Raw genomic sequence first — 19,648 nt, forward strand, 5'->3', positions numbered from 1 at the left:
TGGTGTCCACGCCGCGAGGAGCGCTCGCGACGCGACGAACTAGTCGCCGGCTACAGTGTGTGTGTGCCCGACGGACGTGCTACACAGATCGTTCGGATAAATCCTGAGCGTCGTAAGCGTACACCGTCCCTGAGAACCCCCATCGACGGCTGAAACCGCCGTTGCCCCATCCACCGCTGGTTCGACGCATCCGCTACCGTTTTCCCATACGTCCGCAATGTGCCCGTATGGACACCGCACTCGTCATCGGCGGCACGCGATTTATCGGCCGCCACCTCGTCTCGGACCTGCTGGAGCACGACTACGACGTCACCCTCCTCAACCGCGGCACCCGCGAGAACCCGTTCGCCGACGACGACCGCGTCGACCACATCGAGGGCGACCGGACCAACGACTCCGCACTCGAGGCCGCCGCTGCAACCATCGACCCCGACGCCGTCTTCGACTGCGTCGCCTACTACCCGAAAGACGTGCAGGCAGCCACCCGTATCTTCGCCGACTGCGAGGCCTACGTCTATATTTCGAGCGGCGCAGCCTACGGCCGCGAGGAGATTCCCAAGCGCGAGAACGAGACACCACTCGAGTCCTGCTCGCCTGAAGCGGCGACCGACGACTCGGACGCGACCTACGGCAAGCGCAAGGCGGAGGGCGACCGCGCCATCGAGGCGGCCGCCGACCGTGGCGTGAACGCCATGTCTGTCCGTCCATGTATCGTCTACGGTCCCGACGACTACACCGAACGGCTCGATTTCTGGATCGACCGGGTGAACCAGCACGACCGCGTCGTGGTGCCGGGCGACGGCACCAACGTCTGGCACCGCGCGTTCGTCGACGATGTCGCGAGCGCGCTCCGTATCGTCGCCGAGCGCGGCGAGGCCGGCGAGGCGTACAACGTCGGCGACCGGCAACTCGTCACGCTCGACGAAATGGTCGACCTGATCGCCGATGCACTTGGGACCACCGTCGACGTCGTCCACGCCGGCCCACGCGAACTCGCCGCAGGCGAGATCGACCCGACCGACTACCCGCTCTACCGCGAGTATCCGCACGTGCTGTCGACGGCGAAACTCGCCGCCCTCGGCTGGGAGTCGACGGCACTCGAGTCGGCCATGGAACAGTCGGTCGAAGACCATCTCGAGAGTGACCGTGACGGACGGGAGCAGGGGCCGGATCGGGAGGCGGAGGAGCGCGTGCTGGGGATACTCGAAACGCTCTGATCACCAGTTATATTCGGCTGGTTTTGACGGATTTTCGATGAAAGAGCCAGCGCAAGCTTCGCGGGTGAGCAGCCACAGTTGTGAGTACCGCCCCGTTCCCCTGACAGCGAGACAGTGTCGAGGAAAAACACGTATATCCCGGGGGTGACTCAGTCTACCTATGTTCGAGAAGTCGACGTGGATTCGGCTCCCCCGAAACGTCGTCGTCGGTCACGGCGTCCGCTCGTCGGTCGTCGAGGTCGTCGACGACTTACACCTCCAGGGACGGCCGCTGCTGGTGACGAGTCCGACGCCGCGGCAGGTCGCCGCGGAACCGGTCGCCGCCGATTTCGAGGCGGCCGGCATCGATCCTGCAATCGTCACGATCGAATCCGCGACGTTCGACTCGGTCGAGACCGTCATCGAAACCGCCGAGGCGGAGGAGGTTTCCTACCTCATCGGCGTCGGCGGCGGCAAGGCCATCGACATCGCGAAGATGGCGAGCGACCACCTCCAGATGGGCTTTCTCTCGGTGCCGACGGCGGCGAGCCACGACGGCGTCATCAGCAATCGCGGCTCCGTCCCTGACGGTGACACCCGCCACAGCGTGGCAGCCGAGCCGCCGCTCGCGGTCGTCGCCGACACCGAGATTCTCGCCGAGGCTCCCTGGGAGCTGACGACCGCCGGCTGTGCGGACATCATCTCGAACTACACCGCCGTGATGGACTGGCGGCTCGCAAACCGGCTCAAGAACGTCGAATACTCCGAGTACGCCGCCGCGCTCTCGGAAATGACGGCCGAAATTCTCGTGGACAACGCCGACCTCATTCGACCGGGACTCGAGGAGTCCGCCTGGGTCGTCACGAAGGCGCTCATGTCCTCCGGCGTCGCAATGAGTATCGCCGACTCCTCGCGACCGGCAAGCGGCGCGGAGCACCTCTTTTCCCACCAGCTCGACCGGATCGCGCCCGGCGAGGCGCTGCACGGTCACCAGGTCGGCGTCGGCTCGATCATGACGGCCTACCTGCACGGCGGCGAGCGCGGTATCTGGCGGGACATCCGCGACGCGCTCGCGAGCATCGACGCGCCGACGACCGCGGAGGAACTCGATATCGACGACGAGACGGTTATCGAAGCACTGACGACCTGTCACGAGATTCGCGACCGCTACACGATTCTTGGCGACGGGATGGACGAGCGTGCTGCTCGCGAGGTTGCGACGAAGACGGGCGTCATCAACTGATTGTGACCCCTCTCGGAGTTTTAGCCCGCACTAGCGCTGAAACCGCTGTGTCCCGAGCAGCGACATCGCGAGCGCGACGACGCCACCAATCGCCAGATGTGCCCAGTAGGTTGTCAGCCGGTAGAGGATCGCTCCCGCCGTCGCCACGTCCGCCGGAACGCCAGCCGTGGCGACGAGCAAACTCGCCAGCACGACCTCGATGCCGCCGCTCCCGCCGGGCAACGGCACGACACCGCCGAACGACGCCAGCGGCGCACAGACGAACACCAGCGCGAGCGGCACGTCGACGCCCAGCGCAAGCAGCCCGAAGTACAGCGGCACCGCGTTGAACACCCAGCTCACGACTGCGATTCCGAACGCCGCGACGAGCGTCCGCGGCGACGCCTGAATCGCTTCTAACGTCCCGAAGAAGCCGTCGATCCGACTCGTCAGCGCCCCCTCCACCTGCGTCAGCCGCGAGAACGGGAGCTTCCCCACGAGGGTTTCCGCGTGGCCGGCCAACTCGAGTGCCACCTGTCTCGCGACGCCGCGGTGGAAGACGATGACGACGACGCTCGCGGCGAGGAGTCCACCGCCGCCGAGGACGGCGAGACTGGCACCGATCGAGTCGAGCGAGCCATCGCCGGTGAGGACGAAGATGGCTGCGCCGAGACCGGCGATGACGAGGCTGCCGATGACGTTGAATCCTTCCGCGGCGGCGACGGCGGCCAGGTTGTCCTCGAACTCGGAGTCGGAGTTGTTCGCGAGCAGGTAGGCGGTGACGGGGGTACCGGTCGAGCGCCCCCAGGGGAGCGCGCTGCGGGCGAAGTAGCCCGAGAGGTAGGCAGTTGCGAAGGCAGTGCCGCGGGCTGCGCCCTCGACCGGTGCGAGGAGTCGTTTGACGAGCAAGCCTCGGAGTGCGAGCATGCCGAGACCGGTGAGAAGTGCGGCGGTGAGCGCGGCGGGGTGGGCCGCTCGGACGTTGTCGAGGACGGCGTCCCAGCCGACGCCGTAGACGAAGAGCCCAATGACTACAACGGCGACTGTAAGCCCGCCGACCGCCCGCCGCCAGTGCATACCTTCGCTACGCGCCTGCAGCGGGTTAACGCCAGTGAATCGGAAACGCTGGCCGTTTGTTAGCGTGCAGACGTGTTCTCAGCTGCACGGGCTGGCTACGCAGATCTGTCCGCAACTGCGAACGTCTTGACGGCTCAGACGTGCTCGTCGAGGAAGTCCGCAATCTCCGAGTAGGCCTCGATACGATTTTCGAGCTTCGAGAAGCCATGCCCCTCGTCGTCGAAGAGCAGTTTGCGGACCGGCACACCCTGCTCCGCGGCCTCCTCGGCGATCTGTTCGGCCTCACCGACCGGCACGCGCGGGTCGTTCTCGCCGTGAAGGACGAACAACGGAGCCTCGATTCGCTCGACGTTGTTGATCGGGGAAATTTCTTCCAGGAACTCCCGATCCTCCGCGAGCGAGCCGTACTCCGCCTCGCGCAGTTCGCGCCGCCAGTCGCCGGTGTTCTCGAGGAAGGTGACGAAGTTGGCGATGCCGACGATATCGATGCCGGCCGCCCAGAGATCGGGGTACTCGGTCAGCGAGGCGAGCACCATGAAGCCGCCGTAGGAGCCGCCCTTCGCGACGATGCGGTCGGGATCGACGGCCGAGTGGTCCTGTAACCACTCCACACAGGCTTCGATGTCCGCGACGGAGTCCATCCGCTTTTCGACGTCGTCGAGGGCTGCGTAGTCTGCACCGTAGCCCGCCGAGCCACGGACGTTCGGTTCGAAGTAGCCGTAGCCCCGGTCGAGGAAGTACTGTTTGACGCTGGAGAAGGATGGCCGGCGCTGGCTCTCGGGACCGCCGTGGATATCGACGATGACCGGTGCGCCGTCGTCGCTGCCAGCCTCGGTTTCGCTCGCCCCGTCCGGAAGCGTGAGGAATCCGGGAATCTCCAGCCCGTCGAAGCTCTCGATGTGGACCAGTTCGGATTCGTCAAACGTCTCCCGCGGAATCCCAGCCGTCGGCGCGCTGGTCCAGCGCTCGGCCTCACCGGTCTCGATATCGACGACGAAGACGTTCGTGTTGACCGTGTCGCCGGTGGTCGACAGCGCGAAGCGCTCCGCATCGGGATCGAAGCTCACACCGCCGGAGACGCCGCCCGGCAGGTCCGGTTCAGGGAACTCCTCGAATTCTGTGGGCTCATCCGCATCGAACTCGCCGACAGTCAACTCCGTGTAGCCCTCCACGTTCTGCGAGTAGACGAACCGCCCCGTCTCGTCGTCCAGCGCGATGCCGTCGACGTTCCACTCGTCAGCGACGACGGACTCGAGTCCCCCCGTCTCGAGATCGAGGTAGGCCAGCGCGAGCGTGTCGGTGTCGCCCTGGTCGGTGACGAGGTAGATGCCCTCGCCGTCGGGTGCCCAACTGGCGCTCTGGTAGCGAACGTCGCCCTCATGTGGCGTGAGGTGCTCGAGTGTTGGTTCGTCTGCCTCGAGGTCGAGCACGTACAGGTCCTGATCGAAGTTCGAGTAGGCCTGCGAGACGAGCAGTCGGGAGTCGTCGGGGCTCCAGCCGGACAGCGAGAGCCAGCCGTCGCCCTCGTAGACGAGTTCCGCCTCGTCGCCCGTCTCGTCGCGGTCCTGTACGTAGACGTCGAAGACGGCCTCGTCGCGGCGGTTCGAGGTGAACGCGAACCGGTCGCCGTCGTGGCTCCAGCCGCCCCAGCGGTGTTTGGCGTCGGGCATCGCCGTCACGTTCTCGATTGTCCCGGTCTCCGCGTCGAGTCGGAATAGCTGGGCGCGCTCGTTGCCGCCCTCGTCCATGCCGAAGATCAGTTCCGGACGCTCGGGCGACCACGAGGCGAACGTCACCCGTTCGTCGGCGAACGTTCGCTGCTCGGGCCACTCGCGGGGTCCGGTGAGCGTCCAGACCTGTGGCGTCCCCGTCGTGTCCATCAGGAACGAGAGTTGGTCGCCGTCTGGGCCGAACGAGGCCCCGTAGGCGCTGCGAACGTTGAGATAGCGTTCGATTTCGTACGCTGCCATACCAGACGCTGTGGCGTGGGGCCCGGTAGTCGTTTGGGTTGCGGCGAGCCCGCCAGTCAGTAGTCCGTGACTACGTGTTCTGTTACCGTCCTGCCGGCCGTCTCGTTTGCTGGGACCGCTGGCTGCCGATTCGAGACCGAAACAAAATTCGGCTTGATTCCACTCATACGGTCCGTTGGAGTTCGTTACCGGTGCTCGCTCCGACGGGACGGCGATCCCCGGAAAAACGACACCGATCCGTATCGGGGGCAAAACTCGGCTTGACTCTGGTCAGCGTAGCAGCAATTGCTGCGCTTAACAAAGGCCACTCGTCCCGTTCGTCTTCCCGATGACAGCCGACGGTACGGATGACTCGGACCGCGCGGACCGCGCTGGGAGCGACACACCGATTTCACCTTCAGACTCTCCCTCCCCCTCTACTGCCACCGCAGCCCCGAGCCCACCGGACGACCGGAACGGCGGCACCGCCATCGTCTTCGTCACGATCATCATCGTCCTCGCCGCCTTCGGCACCACCGTCGCTATCGTCGGCCCCGAACTGGTGGGCGGCGACACCGACACCGACACTGACACTGATGCTACCGGAGACACTGGCGGCGACCTCCTCGAGTCCATCGACACTGCCGATGGCGGTAGCACGGCGGAGGACTCGAGTGGGGCGGTCAATGAGTCGGACTCAGACTCGGACTCTGAGTCGAACTCGGAGGCAGCGTCGGACACTGATTCGGATTCGGACTCGGATCCGGATTCGGAAACAGACACCGACTCACAAACGAGTGAGAACGAAACGGAGACTGACAGTGACGATGTGGCGGGAGAAGATGAGGAGACGGCTGAGTCGGAGGGCAACGAGAGCGAGAGCGACAGCAACGAGGACCAAACTGAGACTGCTCCGGACACGGACACTGAAACGGAGAGCGATCCGGAGGACGACCAGAGCGAGGACAACGAGACCGACGATGACGACGGCAGCATCTTCGACGGACTCGACTCGTTCTTCGAGGACCGGTTTGGCGGTATTGGTGAGAGCGGTGACGACGAACCGAACGAACCAGACGAGTAGCAGGGTAACGAGCGACTGATCGCCGAACTCGCTGTTCGATCGACGCCGCTGGCGCCACCTGGTATCGATTGAACCCGGAGTAATGATCGATAGCACCCGCAAGAGAGAGTGTCTCCGCTGTGAAACTGGGTTTGCGTTCACACGGCCGACCCCCAGTCTCGTGTTTCGTTCCCGCGAGTGGCGCTGAAACGGTTCAGCATCCACAGAGAAACGGTTGCATCGAACGAAATCACGATTTTCCCAGGCCTTTCTTTCTAACACAGAGGCGAGATTATAGTGTGCAGACAGCCCTGTGTTCCTGACGACCATTACGATCGTGTCTGGTGAGCATAACAAAGAACACCTCTGTCAAGTGCTACCGTCGAGGGCCGCGTTGATGAGAGACACAGACACTCAGAAAGCAGATGGACGCATAGGGCGAACAGACACGCGAAAACGCCTCCTGGCGGGATTGCTCACGATCGTCGTGGTCGTCGGCCTCACCGTTGCAAGCGTCGGTGGGGCAGCAGCAATCGGGGCACAAGACGACGAACCGGTCGATGCTGCCCCCGGTGACGAACTCCTCGTCACAGAAGACTGTGAGGACGAACCACACATCACCGTCGAGAATCCGACGGAGAGCGACACTGAACTGACGATGACCTGGACCGCCGAGTACGACCAGTTCCAGGTTCAGACCCAGGGACAGCTCCTGACAAACCTCCAGACTGAGAGTACCGCTACCGACGACGGTCAGGAGACCACCCACTCACTGACCGTGACGGTGCCAGCGACCGACAACGTCACGTTCGTCGGTCTTGCTGATGGCACCTACGAGTTCGTCGCCACCGCGGATGGCGAGGATGTCGCCCTCGATGAGGACGAAGTCGAACTCGAGTGCGACAGTGACGTGGACACGGCAGAGCTGTCACTCGATGAGCTCATGGACCGGTACGGACCGAACGTCGTGCTGGTGTCGTTCGTGATGGACGATGTTGACGAGACGCCGGTCGATGACGACCCGATCGATGAGCCGGAGAAAGACGATGATGCACCGGTTGAGGAGCCTGAAAAGGACGAGAAGGATGACGATGCACCGGAGAAAGACGATGAGCCGGTAGATGCACCGGAAAAGGATGAGGAGCCAGTGGATGAGGAACCGGTGAAAGATGACGACGCACCGGTTGAGGAGCCTGAAAAGGACGAGACGGATGACGACGCACCGGCGAAAGATGATGAACCGGTGAAGGATGAGGTGCCAGTTGACGAGAAGGATGACGATGCACCGGTTGAGAAGCCTGACGAGGACGAGAAAGATGAGAAAGACGAGAAGCCAGTCATAGACGATGAGAAGCCCGTAACAGACGACGAGAAGCAGGTCGACAAGGTCGACAAACCTGAGAAAGAAGAGCCGGTGGCTGAACCGGAGAAGGTGAAGGCGGCTGAACCGGTTGAAGAGACGGACGAGAAGCCAACGGATGAGGACCGTGTTGACGAGCAGGACAAAGAGGCAGAGAAGGCGGACAAGGCAGAGAAGGACGACAGGGACGACAAGGACGACAAGAAGGACGAGAAAGCAGACAAGAAGGACACCGAACCTCTCGACGTTGAAGACGAAGACGAGAAGGACGAAAAGGCAGAGAAAGCGGATGAGAAGAAACACGACGACAAGAAAGACGAGAGAAAAGCCGACAAGGACGAGCCTGAGGCAGCGGAGCTAGAGGAACCGGACGAGAAAGACGAGAAGGACAAGAAAGACGACAGAAAGGACGACAAGCACCACGATAAGAAAGATAAGAAAGACGAGGAGGACAAGAAAGACAAGAAAGAGGACGAAGAGGAAGCTGACGTGCTCGATGTCAAAGAGGACGAGGAGAAGGACAAGAAAGACACGAAGGACAAAAAGTACGAGAAAGACGACAAGGACGAGGGTGACGCCCTCGACGTTGAAGAAGACGACGAGAAGGACAAGAAGCACGACGACAGGAAGGACAAGAAAGACCGAGACGAACCAACGGATGACGCCGCAGCGTTCGAAACCGACGACAAAAAGAAGGCTGACGCGGGACACCAGGCCAGCGGTCCGTCGTCGATGGTTGACCAGTTCTCAGACGAGATCGAACTCGCGAACGAACTGTTCGACTGACGCAATGACGACCAACTGACAGCAACCGTCCGCAACCGGTGAGCGCCAACTCGCCGGTCATTATGCGGTTCTTCTCGATGGAACCAACAGGAGACAGGTTCTACTGCGGGCAACTCACTCGGAGCTCACCGTGCAAAAGAAGTGACTTTTTATCCCATCCCTGCGTGACGATGCCATATGCGAGTCGCGTTCGTCTCTGCTGAAACGGTTTTCCACCGCGATACCGAGACGAACCGACGACTGCGGACCGTTGTCGAACTGCTCGATGACGCCGGCCACGACGTCCACGTCTACTGTACGCAGTTCTGGGACGGCGAACACGCGACGTTCGAACGCGAGGGAATTACATATCACGGCGTTTCCGTCGAACTCGAGGCCACCGCTTCGTTCCTCGTCCGACTGCCATTCGTCCTCGCCCGTGCGCGTCCCGATATCGTCCACGTCAGCGCACAGCGACCGGGACAGGTCATCGCGGCCAGTCTCGGTGCGACGCTGGCCAGAGCGCCCGTGGTCGCCGAGTGGTACGGCATGGACGGCGTCCCAACTGATCGATGGCGCAAACTCGCCGCCCGATCCGTCGACCGAAACCTTGTCCCCTCCGAACTCGTCGCGACCTGGGTCCGCGAACTCGGCGTGAGCGAGCAGGCAGTCGACCCGATCGCGAATCCAATCGATGTCGAGCAGATCCACGAGGTCGAACCTGGCGAGCAGGCTGACGTCATCTACGCTCGCCGTCTCGACGAGGGAGCGAACCTCGAGAGCCTCCTGCTCGCGCTCGCCGAACACCGCGACCGCGACTGGCGGGCAACCGTCATCGGCGACGGCCCCGAGCGCGAGGCGTACGAACAACTCGCGAGCGATCTCCGGATCGAGGACCGCGTCACGTTCGCCGGTGACCGCTCACTCGAGGAACGAATCGCCGCCTATCGCGGCGCACACGTCTTCGCACAGACCGCCGAATACTGCGTCTTCCCGACCGAGATGCTCTGGGCGCTCGCCGCCGGCTGCGTCGGCGTCGTCGAGTACCACGCCGACTCGAGTGCCCACGAACTCGTCGAGGGCTGGGACCGGGGCTTCCGGACGACGAGCGAGGACGAACTCAGCGATACGATTATCGAGGCAGGGGGACTCGAGTACCGCGATATCGACGACGAGTTCGATGAGTACGACGGGGCGGAGATCCGGGATCGGTATCTGACGACGTATCGGGCGTTGCAGGATGCGTCGGGGCTATTGTAGCGGTTTGACCGTAGTCTTTGCAGGGCAGCCCAGGACGAAGTGGCCAGCGACTGCACAGATATCCAGGCAAACAGGTATTTAATCGTTTACTGAGTGGCCTCGGTATGGACGATGCTGGGAGCGCAGACGGCGGCGAGGGCGGCCAGGCGGACACCGCTGCTATCACGGACACTGAGACGGCAACTGGGACTGATACTGATACTGATACCGATACCGACACCGACGCTGACGCGACCACCAACTCACAGCCAAACTGTGACTTCTGCCAGATAAGCACAGGTGCCGAACCCGCGGCAATCCTCTACGAAGACGACCAAACCGTCGCGTTCCTCGACCGACGACCCGCAGTCCGTGGACACACAGTAATCATACCGCGTACGCACGAAGAGGAGGTGTTACTCATGGACGAGACGGAAACCGCCGCCGTCTTCGACACCGTCCACACCGTCGCGACGGCACTCGAGTCCACCCTGGAGACGGACGGCTTCAGCGTCTTCCACACGAGCGGGCCGCTGGTCGGGACGGTCGATCACGCACACGTCCACCTGGTGCCGCGGTTCGAGGACGACAGTGTGGGCCTCTCGCTGGCTCGTCGGGAACTCGAGTCGGCGGACGCAGAAGCGATTGTAGCGGCGGTCCGCGACAAACTGTAATCGGCTGCGCAGCGTGGCTCTGTTGAAACCTTTAGTCACCGATAGGTTTCAGTAGCCGTGCTGAATACAGAGCGCGAATGTTCCACAAGCCGAGTGACGGTCTGCGAGAGTAGTGGCCGGTCAGTACAGGCGGTCTAATTTGCGAGATGAGTGTCTTGGGGCATTGTGCTATCGGCCTATGAGTCCCAGTATCCGTCTGCGAACGTCCTCGGCTGAGTCATATGTTTGGTCATCAGTTGAAGAGAGTACGTCCTCCAGGGGTTTCTTGCCGCCCTGCGTTTCAAGTTCATAATCACCATAGGCCTCAACCAACTCATTTGTCGTGGCTGGATAGTCGTGCGATTTGAGCTCTTCATCAAGATCACCAAGCCGCTCGCTTTCGTCATCAAACAGCGGTTCCTTTTCATCGCCGCGGGCCCGGGCCTCCTCTAGTTCTCGGTCACGCTGGCGATTCTCTTCACGGTCCGCTTGCTCATCTCGGCCCTGTTTATCATCTGCCATATACGACAGTAGGAGATCCAGGCGAATATAACTCTCGGCGGTTGGTTCCACGCACACTGAGTGGCTGATTCAGTGGTAATTGAGTGAAATAAACGTGGTCATTGTGCTGACTACATGCTCTGTATTCAGCAGTCCGTTTGTGTTAGAAGGCAGTCGCTTTAACAGAGCCAGCAGCTTCAAACAAGCGCAGAATCCACGAAGGACCAGCTCAGAGTTCGAACTTCTCCGCAGCCGTCTCCATGTCCTTGTCGCCACGGCCCGAGAGGTTCACGAGAATCGTCTCGTGTTCGCCTTCCTCCGCGAGTTGAATCGCACGGGCGATGGCGTGACTGGACTCGAGTGCCGGGATGATGCCCTCGGTCTCGCTCAGTTCGCGGAAGGCTGCGAGCGCTTCCTCGTCCGTAATGCCGGTGTACTCACAGCGGCCGACGGCGTGGAACATGGCGTGTTCGGGGCCGACGCCGGGGTAGTCGAGCCCGGCTGAAACCGAGTGGACCTCGACGTCGTCGTCGATTACGCGCGTTTTCATGCCGTGAATGGTGTCGTCCTGTCCCTTCGCCAGCGGCGCGGCGTGGCGACTCGACTCTGCGCCCTCGCCGCCGCCCTCTGCGCCGTAGAACTCGACGGGGTCGTCCTCAGAACGCTTCGCGTTCTGATGGGCTGCGGAAGACGTCTCCGACGTCTTCCGAACGTCGCGGAAGGCGTGGAAGAGCCCGATGGCGTTCGAGCCGCCGCCGACGCAGGCGACTGCGGCGTCCGGGAAGTCGCCGGTTCGTTCCAGGTTCTGGAACTGCTCGCGGGCCTCCTCGCCGATGACGGACTGGAAGTCCCGAACCATTCGCGGGAACGGGTCCGGGCCGACGACGCTGCCGACGAGGTAGTGGGTGTCGTCGACGTTTGCGGCGAAGTCCTCGAGTGCAGCGTCGACGGCGTCGGCCAGTCCCTCACCGCCGCGGGTGACCTCGTTGACCTCGGCACCCATCAGCCGCATCCGGAAGACGTTCATCGCCTGCCGCTGGGCGTCCTTCTTGCCCATGTAGATTTCCGTCTCGAGGCCGAGCAGCGCGCCGACCATCGCGGTTGCAACGCCGTGCTGGCCCGCGCCAGTCTCGGCGATGAGACGGTCGCGACCGGCGCGTTTCGCGAGCAGGGCCTGCCCGAGACAGTTGTTGATCTTGTGTGCGCCGCCGTGGAGCAGGTCCTCGCGCTTGAGGTAGATCTCAGCACCGTAGCGTTCGCTCAGGTTCTTCGCGTGATACAGCGGCGTCGGCCGTCCGGCGAACGACTCGAGATGGTCGCGGAAGTCGGCCTGGAACTCGTCGGTCGATGCGACATCGTCGTAGGCGGCTGCAAGCTGGTCAAGCGGTTCCTGCAGCGGTTCGGGGACGTAGCGTCCGCCGTAGCCCTCGAACTCGCCCGTAGACTCTCGGTCGGTCATATATCCGGTGAGATGCCCTTCAGTGGCAAGTAAGTTCCGCGCCACAGTGGGCGACGGCAGCACAGCTACCGTCACTATCGCGTGTCGCCTGCTGGCCGGTGTATTATCCGGGCCGCTGTGGTACGATAGCCGTCTCCGATGACGGTTGCCACTGCCGCCCAGCGCTCGACAGCGCACCGACCCGAACCGAGCCGACAGGTTGCCACTCACCCCGAGATTGCTGCCTGGTCCGAGGTGAGCCGACCATGTCCCTGAGGATCTCTCGCCTGCTCGCGGGCGCCGGCTCGACGCCACCGGGCCTGCCGAACTTCGACTCGACGACGGTGTTCGTCCGCGCGGCGGCGAGCGCGCTTCGTGGCGAGGAGTTCCCCGCACTGGGGATGTTCCCCTCGTGGCTGATCCCGGTTGCGGCGCGACTCAATTCACTGCCGCGGCGCGCTCGGACCGGCATCTACACCACCGGCGGCGCGAACGAGGGCGTCTCGCCGGACGAACTGGGCAACGTCGACGTCGAACGGTTCCGACAGTGGGTCGTCGATCAGTACCCAGACCGCGGCTATCCAGCCGTCATCGTCGGCTCGAGTAACGGCGCGGCGGTCCACCTCGCCGCGCTGCTCGGCGTCCCCTGGCTCCCACAGACATTCCTCGTTCCCGTCTCGCGCTCGCTTCCACCCGACGCGATCCACGCGGATCTCGAGTGGGGTGCCGAACACGCCGACCCGTTCCTCGCGGCCAACCCGGACGTCTCCCTCCACCAGATGCACGACCCGAATCAGGACCGCCTGATGGTCCGTAAACTGGCCTACTTCCGGACGAAATCCCGCCGTCTCGGCGACGCCTACGAGGAGTTCATCGAGACGGTGCTCGCGTCCGACGGGACGATCATCACACTCGAGTGCGAGTACGACTGGCCGGCGGTCCGGATTGACGACCGCCACACGTACCAGGTCGGCGGCCACGGCGGGCTCGACCCCGAGTCGTACTACGAGGGCGACGACGCGATTGCGGAGTTCCTCGAGCAGCAGGGGGCGAACCGCGACCGGTGGTACACGCCCGACCCGGACGAGCGTGTTCCGGAGGCGGAGTGGGGTTTCGAGCCAGCGCTGGGCGAGGATATCGACCGCCTTGCGGACGAGAACGGGTACGACGTCCGGCGACTTCGCTTCGACGAGCCACACGAACTGAGCCCCTTCGTCGCCGACCGGTACCGCGAACGCTACGCCGAACTCGGCCGGCCGGTCGATCGGCTGTTCGTCCAGTCGTTCGCGCTGGTCGAGCCGTGGTGGACCCTCCGAACCGGCTCGGTTCCCTACTGGACGCCGTTCAACACCGCGCCCGACGCCGCCCAGGTAGACTCGTATCTGGACGGTGTCGAGCCGTACGACGAAATTTGGACGACCCTGTTCGCCCACGGCGTCGAATCCGCCGGCCTGGGATCGATCGATCGCTGGCGATCCGTCCTCAGCCGGGCACGCGACCAGTACGGCTTCGTCGGCGTCGACGAGACCGAGTTCCCGTACGACATCGAAACGCACGTCCGGTACCACGAGGACCTGCCGGAGACGATTCGCGCCCGCTACGCCCACCCCGCGCCGATGGCGTTCGACCGGTTCGATTCGATCGCCGCCGACGCTGCGCCTGCGGCCGAACTCGAGTGGACTCAGCATGAACGATCAGCAGTGAACGATCAGCGGTGAACGATCAGCGGGGAATGCGTTCAGAGTCGCCGACGAAGCCGCAGTGGCAGCGATCCCGACACAAAAAACAGCGGACCGGCTACTGTTCAACCGCAGTTGGCCTGTCCCTCGATCCGTCGACCTGCTCATCGGTTTGGGTTTCGGAATCTGACTCGTCGGACGACTTCTCGAGGTACGTCGACGCACCGTGGCCCGAGATGAACTCCTTCGTTCGGTCGGCCTGCGGATTCTCGAAGAACGTCCGTGCGTCGTTGGCCTCGACGAGTTCACCGAGGTAGAGGAAGACGACGTCGTCCGCGAGTCGCCGCGCCTGATCCATACTGTGAGTGACCATGATGATCGTGTACTCCTCCTTGAGAGACTCGAGTGTCTCCTCGACCTGCTCGGCCGAGATAGGGTCGAGCGCGGAGGTGACCTCGTCACAGAGCAGGATTTCGGGTTCGACGGCGAGCGACCGGGCGAGACAGAGGCGCTGGATCTGGCCGGTCGAGAGCGCCGCGCCGGGGTCGTCGAGTCGGTCTTCGACCTCGTCCCAGAGGTTGACCTTCCGGAGGCAGGTCTCGACGAGGTCGTCGAGTTCCTCGCGGGAGTAGTCGCCGTGGATCTTCGCGCCGTAGGCGACGTTGTTGTAGATCGACATCGGCAGCGGCGTCGGGGTCTGTGGGACGTAGCCGATACGGCGGCGGATCTCCGGCAGCGGGTCGTCGGTGTCGTAGACGGTCTGGTCGCCGAAGTGGACCTCGCCGGCAATCTCCGCGTTCGGCTGGATCTCGTGCAGGCGGTTCAACGACTTCAGCAGGGTCGACTTCCCACACCCCGAGGGGCCGATGATGGCCGTCAGAGCGTTCTCAGCGAAGTCGACGCTGACGCCGTCGAGTGCGGTGACTTTTCGGTTGCCGGTGTACGTTACTTCGAGGTTTTCGGTGCGGAGTGCTGGCTGGTTACTCATGAGTGTCTCCCTCCTGGTGCGAACCGGGCGTAACGCCCGGCGAGTAGTTTCGATGCGACGATCAGTGCGAGTACGGCAACGATGAGGACGAACGACGCCGCGTAGGCGTGCGAACGGACCTCGGCGTTGAACGACGCCGCCTGTTCGAAGATGAGGATCGGGAGCGTCGTTGCCGGATCGAACGGTCCGCCGGGCATCTGCGTGCTCCGCCCGGCGGTAAAGAGCACCGTTGCGGCATCGCCGATCCCGCGAGCGAAGCCCATGATGATGCCGGCGATAACGCCCGGCAGCGCCGCTCGGACGGTCACGCGAGCCGTCTCGAAGCGCGTCGCGCCGACCCCGTAGCTCGCCTCCTTGACCGTATCCGGTGCGGCTTTGAGCGCCTCGTCGGCGTACCGGGTCATGATCGGATACTGGAAGATCGCGATCGCGATGACGCCGAAGATCAGGCTCGTCTGTGCGCCGACAGCGATGATCACCGTCAGCACGAACACCCCGTAGACGATCGGCGGTGTCCCCCAGAGCACGTTCAGGAACATGTTGATGACCTCCGAGGTGCGCTCACTCGAGTAGTCGCTCTGGAGGTAGATCGCCGTCGAGAGCGAGAGGACCATCGCGATGACGGTCGCCGGGACGACGATGAAGAGGCTTCCCAGCACTGCGTGGAGGAAACCGCCGCCGCCATCGAGCATGTAGCGCGAGCCGGGCGGCGTGACCGCGACTGCCGGATCCGTGAGGAAGACGCGGCCGCCGCGGAAGAGCGTCACGCCGACGACGAGCGCCAGCACGCCGACGATGAGCGCGGCGCTTGCGCGAGCGAGCAGGCCGAAGAGCCGCTGTTCGGTGTAGCGGTCCATCAGTACTGCCACCTCCGTTTGAGCCGGCGGCGAACGAGCATCGCGCCGAAGTTGAACAGCCAGACGATGACGAGCAACATGAGGCCGACCAGGATGAGCGCGGACTGCGTCAGCGGCAGGCTCATCAGTTCGCCGAAGTCGTTGACGATCAGCGTCGGTAGCGTCTCACCGGCATCGAACGGGCTGTCCGGAATCGCGGTCTGGCCGCCGATGAGCATCGCCGGCACGATGGTCGCGCCGAAGACGCGCCCGAAGCCGAGCAGGATCGCCGAGAAGATTCCCGGCCCCGCGGCTCGCAGGAGGACGGAACGGATGGTTTCCCACTTCGTCGCACCCACGCCGAGCGACGACTCGCGAAGTTCGTCGGGCAGCGCCTCGAGTGACTCGACCGACAGCGAGATCATAAAGGGCGTGACGATGATCGCCATCACTAGACTCACCGTGACGATACCGAGACCGATACTGTGTGCGCCAAGCGCCGGCGCGAGGTAGTCGCCGACGAACGGGACGACGACGATCAGGCCGACGAGGCCGAAGATAACGCTCGGAATCGCCGCGAGCACGTCGATGAACGACGAGACGATCATCTTCGTCCGCCCCTCAGCGTACTCGGCGATGTAGATCGCCGCGAGGATCGCGATTGGTGTCCCCATCGCCATCGAGAGCACAGTGACGTAGATCGTGCCGACAATCGCCGGCAGGAAGCCGAACTCTTCCTGTGCGGGGTCCCAGTTCGACGAGGTCACCATCTCCAACAGGGAGTGCTCGGAGACGATCGGAATCGACTGCTGGACGAGCGTCAGGACGATGAGCCCGAACAGGGCAATCGCGAACAGGCCGGCACCGAGCAGCCAGTAGCTGCTCAGCCGTTCGATCGTCAGCCGCCACTCCAGTCGGTCCGAGCGAGCGTCGTCTGTGCTCGGTGGCGTCCCCGGGTTTCCATCCGTGCCCGCGCCGTGATCCGTTGTCGAGGACATCTAGCCCGTCACCTCGATCTCGAGTCCGTCGTGTCGGTCCGCGAGTCGCTCCCGTTCTTCTGCGAGTCGGTCGTCACTGATCGGGGCGTAGCCGTGGTCACGAACGTATTCCTGGCCGTCCGTCAGTACCCACTTTGCGAACTCGGCGGCTTCCTCCTCGAACTCCTCGTTGGCTGCGATGAACATCTCGCGGGCCGGCGGGGCGGGGTAGATTCCCTCCTCGACGGCCGTGAGGAACTCGTCGCGGTTGTCGTAGAAGTCCTCCTCGGGCGAGAGGGTACCGCTCCCGTCGAGATCGAGCGGTACCGGTCGAATGTTCATCTCGAGATTGCCCGTGTTGAAGTCGTAGACGTAGTTCAGATTGTTCAGCGAGATGCCGTGCGAGTCGTTGTTGATCGCCTGGGCAACCTGCTGGTCGCCGTCGAAGTTGCCGTCGGCGTAGTCCTCGAGTTCGTTCTCGGTGTGGGCGTGGTCCTCGCCACCGAGGAAGTTCCCCCACTGTTTGTAGGCCGCAGAGGAGTCAGACCGGCCGTAGACGTAGATCGGCTCGTCGACGTTCGCGTCGACCAGTTCGTTCCAGTTCGCGACCTCGTCAGTGAAGACGGACTCGAGTTGCTCGCGCGTCAACCCGTCTTCGCGCAGCTCGTCGTAGACGGGGTTGTTGACGTTGATCGTGCCGACGACGGTGTCGATCAACATGGCCACGGCGAACAGGCCCTGCTCGAGTTCGGCCTCGTCGGGTTCGCGACCCATCATCGCGATGTCAACCTGCTCGTTCAACACGTCGGAGACGCCGACGCCGGTGCCGCCGCCGGAGACGTCGATGCCGACGCCGGTCTCGGACCGGTACTCGTCGGCCCAGACCTGCATCATCGGGAGCGGGCCGACGCCTCCAGAGATGCGAATCGACGTACTGCCGGAATCAGCACCGGTGAGACAGCCTGCGAGAGCGAGTGTCGAACCGGCTCCAACCGTCTTGAGTGCCGCTCGGCGGGAGATGCCGTGTCCGTCGGGCGGAAACGGTGTCTGTCTGTCCGTCCGTTCCATAGTACAACCCCGTAGTCAGCACGCGCTTGAATGGCTGTGTAACCCAGCAACACTTCGGTGAACAACCGAACCCCTGCAATGCTTTCCGCAGCATGTGGATGGTATCACCCCACATTCGAGACGAGCATCCTGAAACCGAACGGTACAGGCCAGCTATGTGCCAGTTACAGCGGTTCGTGTGTCGAAAGGTGAGTACGGACCAGGTTAGCCCCAAGTGGCCACACCGTCGACTTCTGGACCGTCTCGGCAGTGGTTACAAGATGCGGAGAGTATTGCCACCAGTGCCGACAGCGGATCAGGGACCGACAGCTGGCGTCGGTAACGCGACGCTCACCAGCAGGAGTGAGAGCGAACTCACCACGAGCAGCGCCAGCAGGACGACGATGGCGGGAGTAAGGCCGGTTCGACGGAGTTGGCGGATCCGAATCTCGGTTCCCAATCCGACGAACGCGAGCAGGAACAGCCAGTTGTAGGCGTTCTCGATCGACGCCTGCTGGCCCGCCGAGAAGACGCCAAGCGTCGAGAGCGCAGCCAGGGCGAGAAAGCCGAGAACGAACTTTGGAAATTCGGCCCAGAGTGTGCCCAGTGTCGACCGGAGTGAACCGAAGAGGGTCTCGCGTCCGTCCTCTCCCGTCGCCGACGTCTGTTCGCGAGCGTAATAACTGGCGTACGCGAGCACGACGACGCCGATCAACGCGTTGCGTGCGAGCTTGGTAATCGTCGCCCACTGGCCGGCCACCTCGGAGTGTGCGAATCCGACCGCGACGACGGGACCCGTCGAGAACATGCTGAGACCGGCCCAGATGCCGAACACCTGCCCCGACAGCCCGAGCAGATCGCCAACCAGCGGGTAGACGACGATCGTGAGCGCGTCGAACAGGAGCACTGTTGCGGCCGCGTAGGCGACGTACTCCTCTCTGGCGCGGATCGCTCCGGCGACGGCGACGACGGCCGAGACACCACAGATGCCGCTGCCCGCCGCGAGCAGTGAACCGAGTCGGTCCGTAAGCCCGAAGACGTACCGGGAGAGCGCTTCGACGAGCACCACCGTCGTCACGACGACCAGACCGATTGCGAGCAACACGAAGCCGCCCGCCTCACGAATCGCACCGACCGAAATCGACGCACCCATGAGTACGATTCCGGCGCCGAGCCAGAGCTTGTGCGTTGCAATACCGGGCTCGAGGCGCGACGGAACACCCACCGTGTTCGCGAGCAGAAATCCGAGCGCGATCGCGAGCAGCAGATGATTGCCACCGATCGTTCCGGAAAAGAGCCGAGCGACGAGCGCACCGAGACAGAGCGCCGCGATCCCGAGCAGTCGTGAAGAACCAGCCATTTCGTCCGCTACCAGCTCCAGGCCCAGGGAATGTGCACGTCGAGCAGCGACACGAGCGCGACAACCGTCACGCCGACCACGACGCTCTGCCAGTCCCGCTCGAGTGCACTCCAGCGCGAGCGCACCTCGGCGAGCGATGCCAGCCGAGACTCTTCGTTCATACTTCGGTTCGGTTCGCTGGCACACTTAACGCTTGCCGATTCCGTCATTGATAGCGGAGATAGTTGCCACAGTCTGTGACGACGAGGCGGCGAGATGAGACGCTGCATGGACACTTCGAGGTTCATCCCTCTCTCCA

17 protein-coding genes are annotated in these 19,648 nt (G+C 63.4%); 7 read left to right on the forward strand and 10 right to left on the reverse strand.

Annotated elements, in window-relative coordinates; genetic code table 11:
• Nucleotides 1–227 precede the first annotated feature (227 nt).
• Both C483_RS13930 and C483_RS13935 read left to right on the forward strand, forming a co-directional pair.
• The gene (locus C483_RS13930; protein WP_006654002.1) at nucleotides 228–1,217 is read left to right on the forward strand and encodes an NAD-dependent epimerase/dehydratase family protein; all 990 of its coding nucleotides are present in this window, start codon (nucleotides 228–230) and stop codon (nucleotides 1,215–1,217) included.
• Between the two features lie 160 nt (nucleotides 1,218–1,377).
• A complete protein-coding gene (locus tag C483_RS13935) occupies nucleotides 1,378–2,439 on the forward strand; it encodes an NAD(P)-dependent glycerol-1-phosphate dehydrogenase (protein WP_006654003.1) in 1,062 nt (353 codons plus the stop codon).
• A 30-nt stretch (nucleotides 2,440–2,469) separates the two neighbouring features.
• Here the strand turns inward: C483_RS13935 and C483_RS13940 are convergent, their stop codons facing one another.
• Nucleotides 2,470–3,495, reverse strand: a complete 1,026-nt coding sequence (locus C483_RS13940) for a lysylphosphatidylglycerol synthase transmembrane domain-containing protein (RefSeq protein WP_006654004.1) — start codon at nucleotides 3,493–3,495, stop codon at nucleotides 2,470–2,472.
• A 134-nt stretch (nucleotides 3,496–3,629) separates the two neighbouring features.
• Nucleotides 3,630–5,465, reverse strand: a complete 1,836-nt coding sequence (locus C483_RS13945; protein ID WP_006654005.1) for a S9 family peptidase — start codon at nucleotides 5,463–5,465, stop codon at nucleotides 3,630–3,632.
• A 328-nt stretch (nucleotides 5,466–5,793) separates the two neighbouring features.
• Between C483_RS13945 and C483_RS13950 the strand changes: the two genes are divergently transcribed.
• The 4 genes from C483_RS13950 (at nucleotide 5,794) to C483_RS13965 (ending at nucleotide 10,545) form a co-directional block, all read left to right on the forward strand.
• Entirely contained in the window at nucleotides 5,794–6,528 is a 735-nt protein-coding gene (locus C483_RS13950; RefSeq protein WP_006654006.1) for a hypothetical protein, read from the forward strand.
• A gap of 376 nt (nucleotides 6,529–6,904) precedes the next feature.
• Entirely contained in the window at nucleotides 6,905–8,653 is a 1,749-nt protein-coding gene (locus C483_RS13955) for a hypothetical protein (RefSeq protein ID WP_049912721.1), read from the forward strand.
• Nucleotides 8,654–8,830: 177 nt separating this feature from the next.
• Nucleotides 8,831–9,892: a glycosyltransferase gene (locus tag C483_RS13960; RefSeq protein ID WP_006654008.1), complete on the forward strand. Its 1,062-nt coding sequence runs from the start codon at nucleotides 8,831–8,833 to the stop codon at nucleotides 9,890–9,892.
• 104 nt (nucleotides 9,893–9,996) lie between these two features.
• On the forward strand, nucleotides 9,997–10,545 hold the full coding sequence (locus tag C483_RS13965; protein WP_006654009.1) for an HIT family protein: 549 nt from the start codon (nucleotides 9,997–9,999) through the stop codon (nucleotides 10,543–10,545).
• 168 nt (nucleotides 10,546–10,713) lie between these two features.
• Here the strand turns inward: C483_RS13965 and C483_RS13970 are convergent, their stop codons facing one another.
• Nucleotides 10,714–11,046, reverse strand: coding sequence for a DUF5789 family protein (locus tag C483_RS13970; protein WP_006654010.1), 333 nt, complete (start codon nucleotides 11,044–11,046; stop codon nucleotides 10,714–10,716).
• A gap of 208 nt (nucleotides 11,047–11,254) precedes the next feature.
• Complete coding sequence (gene trpB, locus C483_RS13975) at nucleotides 11,255–12,484, reverse strand: tryptophan synthase subunit beta (RefSeq protein WP_006654011.1); 1,230 nt, start codon at nucleotides 12,482–12,484, stop codon at nucleotides 11,255–11,257.
• 245 nt (nucleotides 12,485–12,729) lie between these two features.
• On the opposite strand from trpB, the gene C483_RS13980 reads away from it, so the two are divergent.
• Nucleotides 12,730–14,181, forward strand: coding sequence for a hypothetical protein (locus tag C483_RS13980; RefSeq protein WP_006654012.1), 1,452 nt, complete (start codon nucleotides 12,730–12,732; stop codon nucleotides 14,179–14,181).
• A 79-nt stretch (nucleotides 14,182–14,260) separates the two neighbouring features.
• On the opposite strand, the gene C483_RS13985 is transcribed toward C483_RS13980, so the two are convergent.
• The 6 genes from C483_RS13985 to C483_RS20505 form a co-directional block, all read right to left on the reverse strand.
• Nucleotides 14,261–15,130 carry a phosphate ABC transporter ATP-binding protein gene (locus C483_RS13985; RefSeq protein ID WP_006654013.1) on the reverse strand — a complete coding sequence of 290 codons (870 nt, stop codon included), beginning with the start codon at nucleotides 15,128–15,130 and terminating at the stop codon, nucleotides 14,261–14,263.
• Entirely contained in the window at nucleotides 15,127–15,987 is an 861-nt protein-coding gene (locus C483_RS13990) for a PstA family ABC transporter permease (RefSeq protein WP_006654014.1), read from the reverse strand. The genes C483_RS13985 and C483_RS13990 overlap by 4 nt, the downstream gene beginning before the upstream one ends.
• Complete coding sequence (pstC, locus tag C483_RS13995) at nucleotides 15,987–16,964, reverse strand: phosphate ABC transporter permease subunit PstC (RefSeq protein ID WP_006654015.1); 978 nt, start codon at nucleotides 16,962–16,964, stop codon at nucleotides 15,987–15,989. Before pstC ends, C483_RS13990 begins: the two co-directional genes overlap by 1 nt.
• A complete protein-coding gene (locus C483_RS14000) occupies nucleotides 16,965–18,011 on the reverse strand; it encodes a PstS family phosphate ABC transporter substrate-binding protein (RefSeq protein WP_006654016.1) in 1,047 nt (348 codons plus the stop codon).
• 295 nt (nucleotides 18,012–18,306) lie between these two features.
• Entirely contained in the window at nucleotides 18,307–19,350 is a 1,044-nt protein-coding gene (locus tag C483_RS14005) for a YeiH family protein (protein WP_006654017.1), read from the reverse strand.
• 8 nt (nucleotides 19,351–19,358) lie between these two features.
• Entirely contained in the window at nucleotides 19,359–19,511 is a 153-nt protein-coding gene (locus C483_RS20505) for a hypothetical protein (protein ID WP_006654018.1), read from the reverse strand.
• Nucleotides 19,512–19,648 lie beyond the last annotated feature (137 nt).

Origin of the sequence: Natrialba hulunbeirensis JCM 10989 (assembly GCF_000337575.1) — an archaeon.
Lineage (GTDB): Archaea > Halobacteriota > Halobacteria > Halobacteriales > Natrialbaceae > Natrialba > Natrialba hulunbeirensis.

Coding starts and splice junctions, on each gene's coding strand:
- C483_RS13955 (WP_049912721.1), top strand. CDS start 6,905: ATGAGAGACACAGACACTCAGAAAGCAGATGGACGCATAGGGCGAACA.
- C483_RS13940 (WP_006654004.1), bottom strand. CDS start 3,495: ATGCACTGGCGGCGGGCGGTCGGCGGGCTTACAGTCGCCGTTGTAGTC.
- pstC (WP_006654015.1), bottom strand. CDS start 16,964: ATGTCCTCGACAACGGATCACGGCGCGGGCACGGATGGAAACCCGGGG.
- C483_RS13945 (WP_006654005.1), bottom strand. CDS start 5,465: ATGGCAGCGTACGAAATCGAACGCTATCTCAACGTTCGCAGCGCCTAC.
- C483_RS20505 (WP_006654018.1), bottom strand. CDS start 19,511: ATGAACGAAGAGTCTCGGCTGGCATCGCTCGCCGAGGTGCGCTCGCGC.
- C483_RS14000 (WP_006654016.1), bottom strand. CDS start 18,011: ATGGAACGGACGGACAGACAGACACCGTTTCCGCCCGACGGACACGGC.
- C483_RS13985 (WP_006654013.1), bottom strand. CDS start 15,130: ATGAGTAACCAGCCAGCACTCCGCACCGAAAACCTCGAAGTAACGTAC.
- C483_RS13950 (WP_006654006.1), top strand. CDS start 5,794: ATGACAGCCGACGGTACGGATGACTCGGACCGCGCGGACCGCGCTGGG.
- C483_RS13960 (WP_006654008.1), top strand. CDS start 8,831: ATGCGAGTCGCGTTCGTCTCTGCTGAAACGGTTTTCCACCGCGATACC.
- C483_RS13980 (WP_006654012.1), top strand. CDS start 12,730: ATGTCCCTGAGGATCTCTCGCCTGCTCGCGGGCGCCGGCTCGACGCCA.
- C483_RS14005 (WP_006654017.1), bottom strand. CDS start 19,350: ATGGCTGGTTCTTCACGACTGCTCGGGATCGCGGCGCTCTGTCTCGGT.
- trpB (WP_006654011.1), bottom strand. CDS start 12,484: ATGACCGACCGAGAGTCTACGGGCGAGTTCGAGGGCTACGGCGGACGC.
- C483_RS13990 (WP_006654014.1), bottom strand. CDS start 15,987: ATGGACCGCTACACCGAACAGCGGCTCTTCGGCCTGCTCGCTCGCGCA.
- C483_RS13930 (WP_006654002.1), top strand. CDS start 228: ATGGACACCGCACTCGTCATCGGCGGCACGCGATTTATCGGCCGCCAC.
- C483_RS13935 (WP_006654003.1), top strand. CDS start 1,378: ATGTTCGAGAAGTCGACGTGGATTCGGCTCCCCCGAAACGTCGTCGTC.
- C483_RS13965 (WP_006654009.1), top strand. CDS start 9,997: ATGGACGATGCTGGGAGCGCAGACGGCGGCGAGGGCGGCCAGGCGGAC.
- C483_RS13970 (WP_006654010.1), bottom strand. CDS start 11,046: ATGGCAGATGATAAACAGGGCCGAGATGAGCAAGCGGACCGTGAAGAG.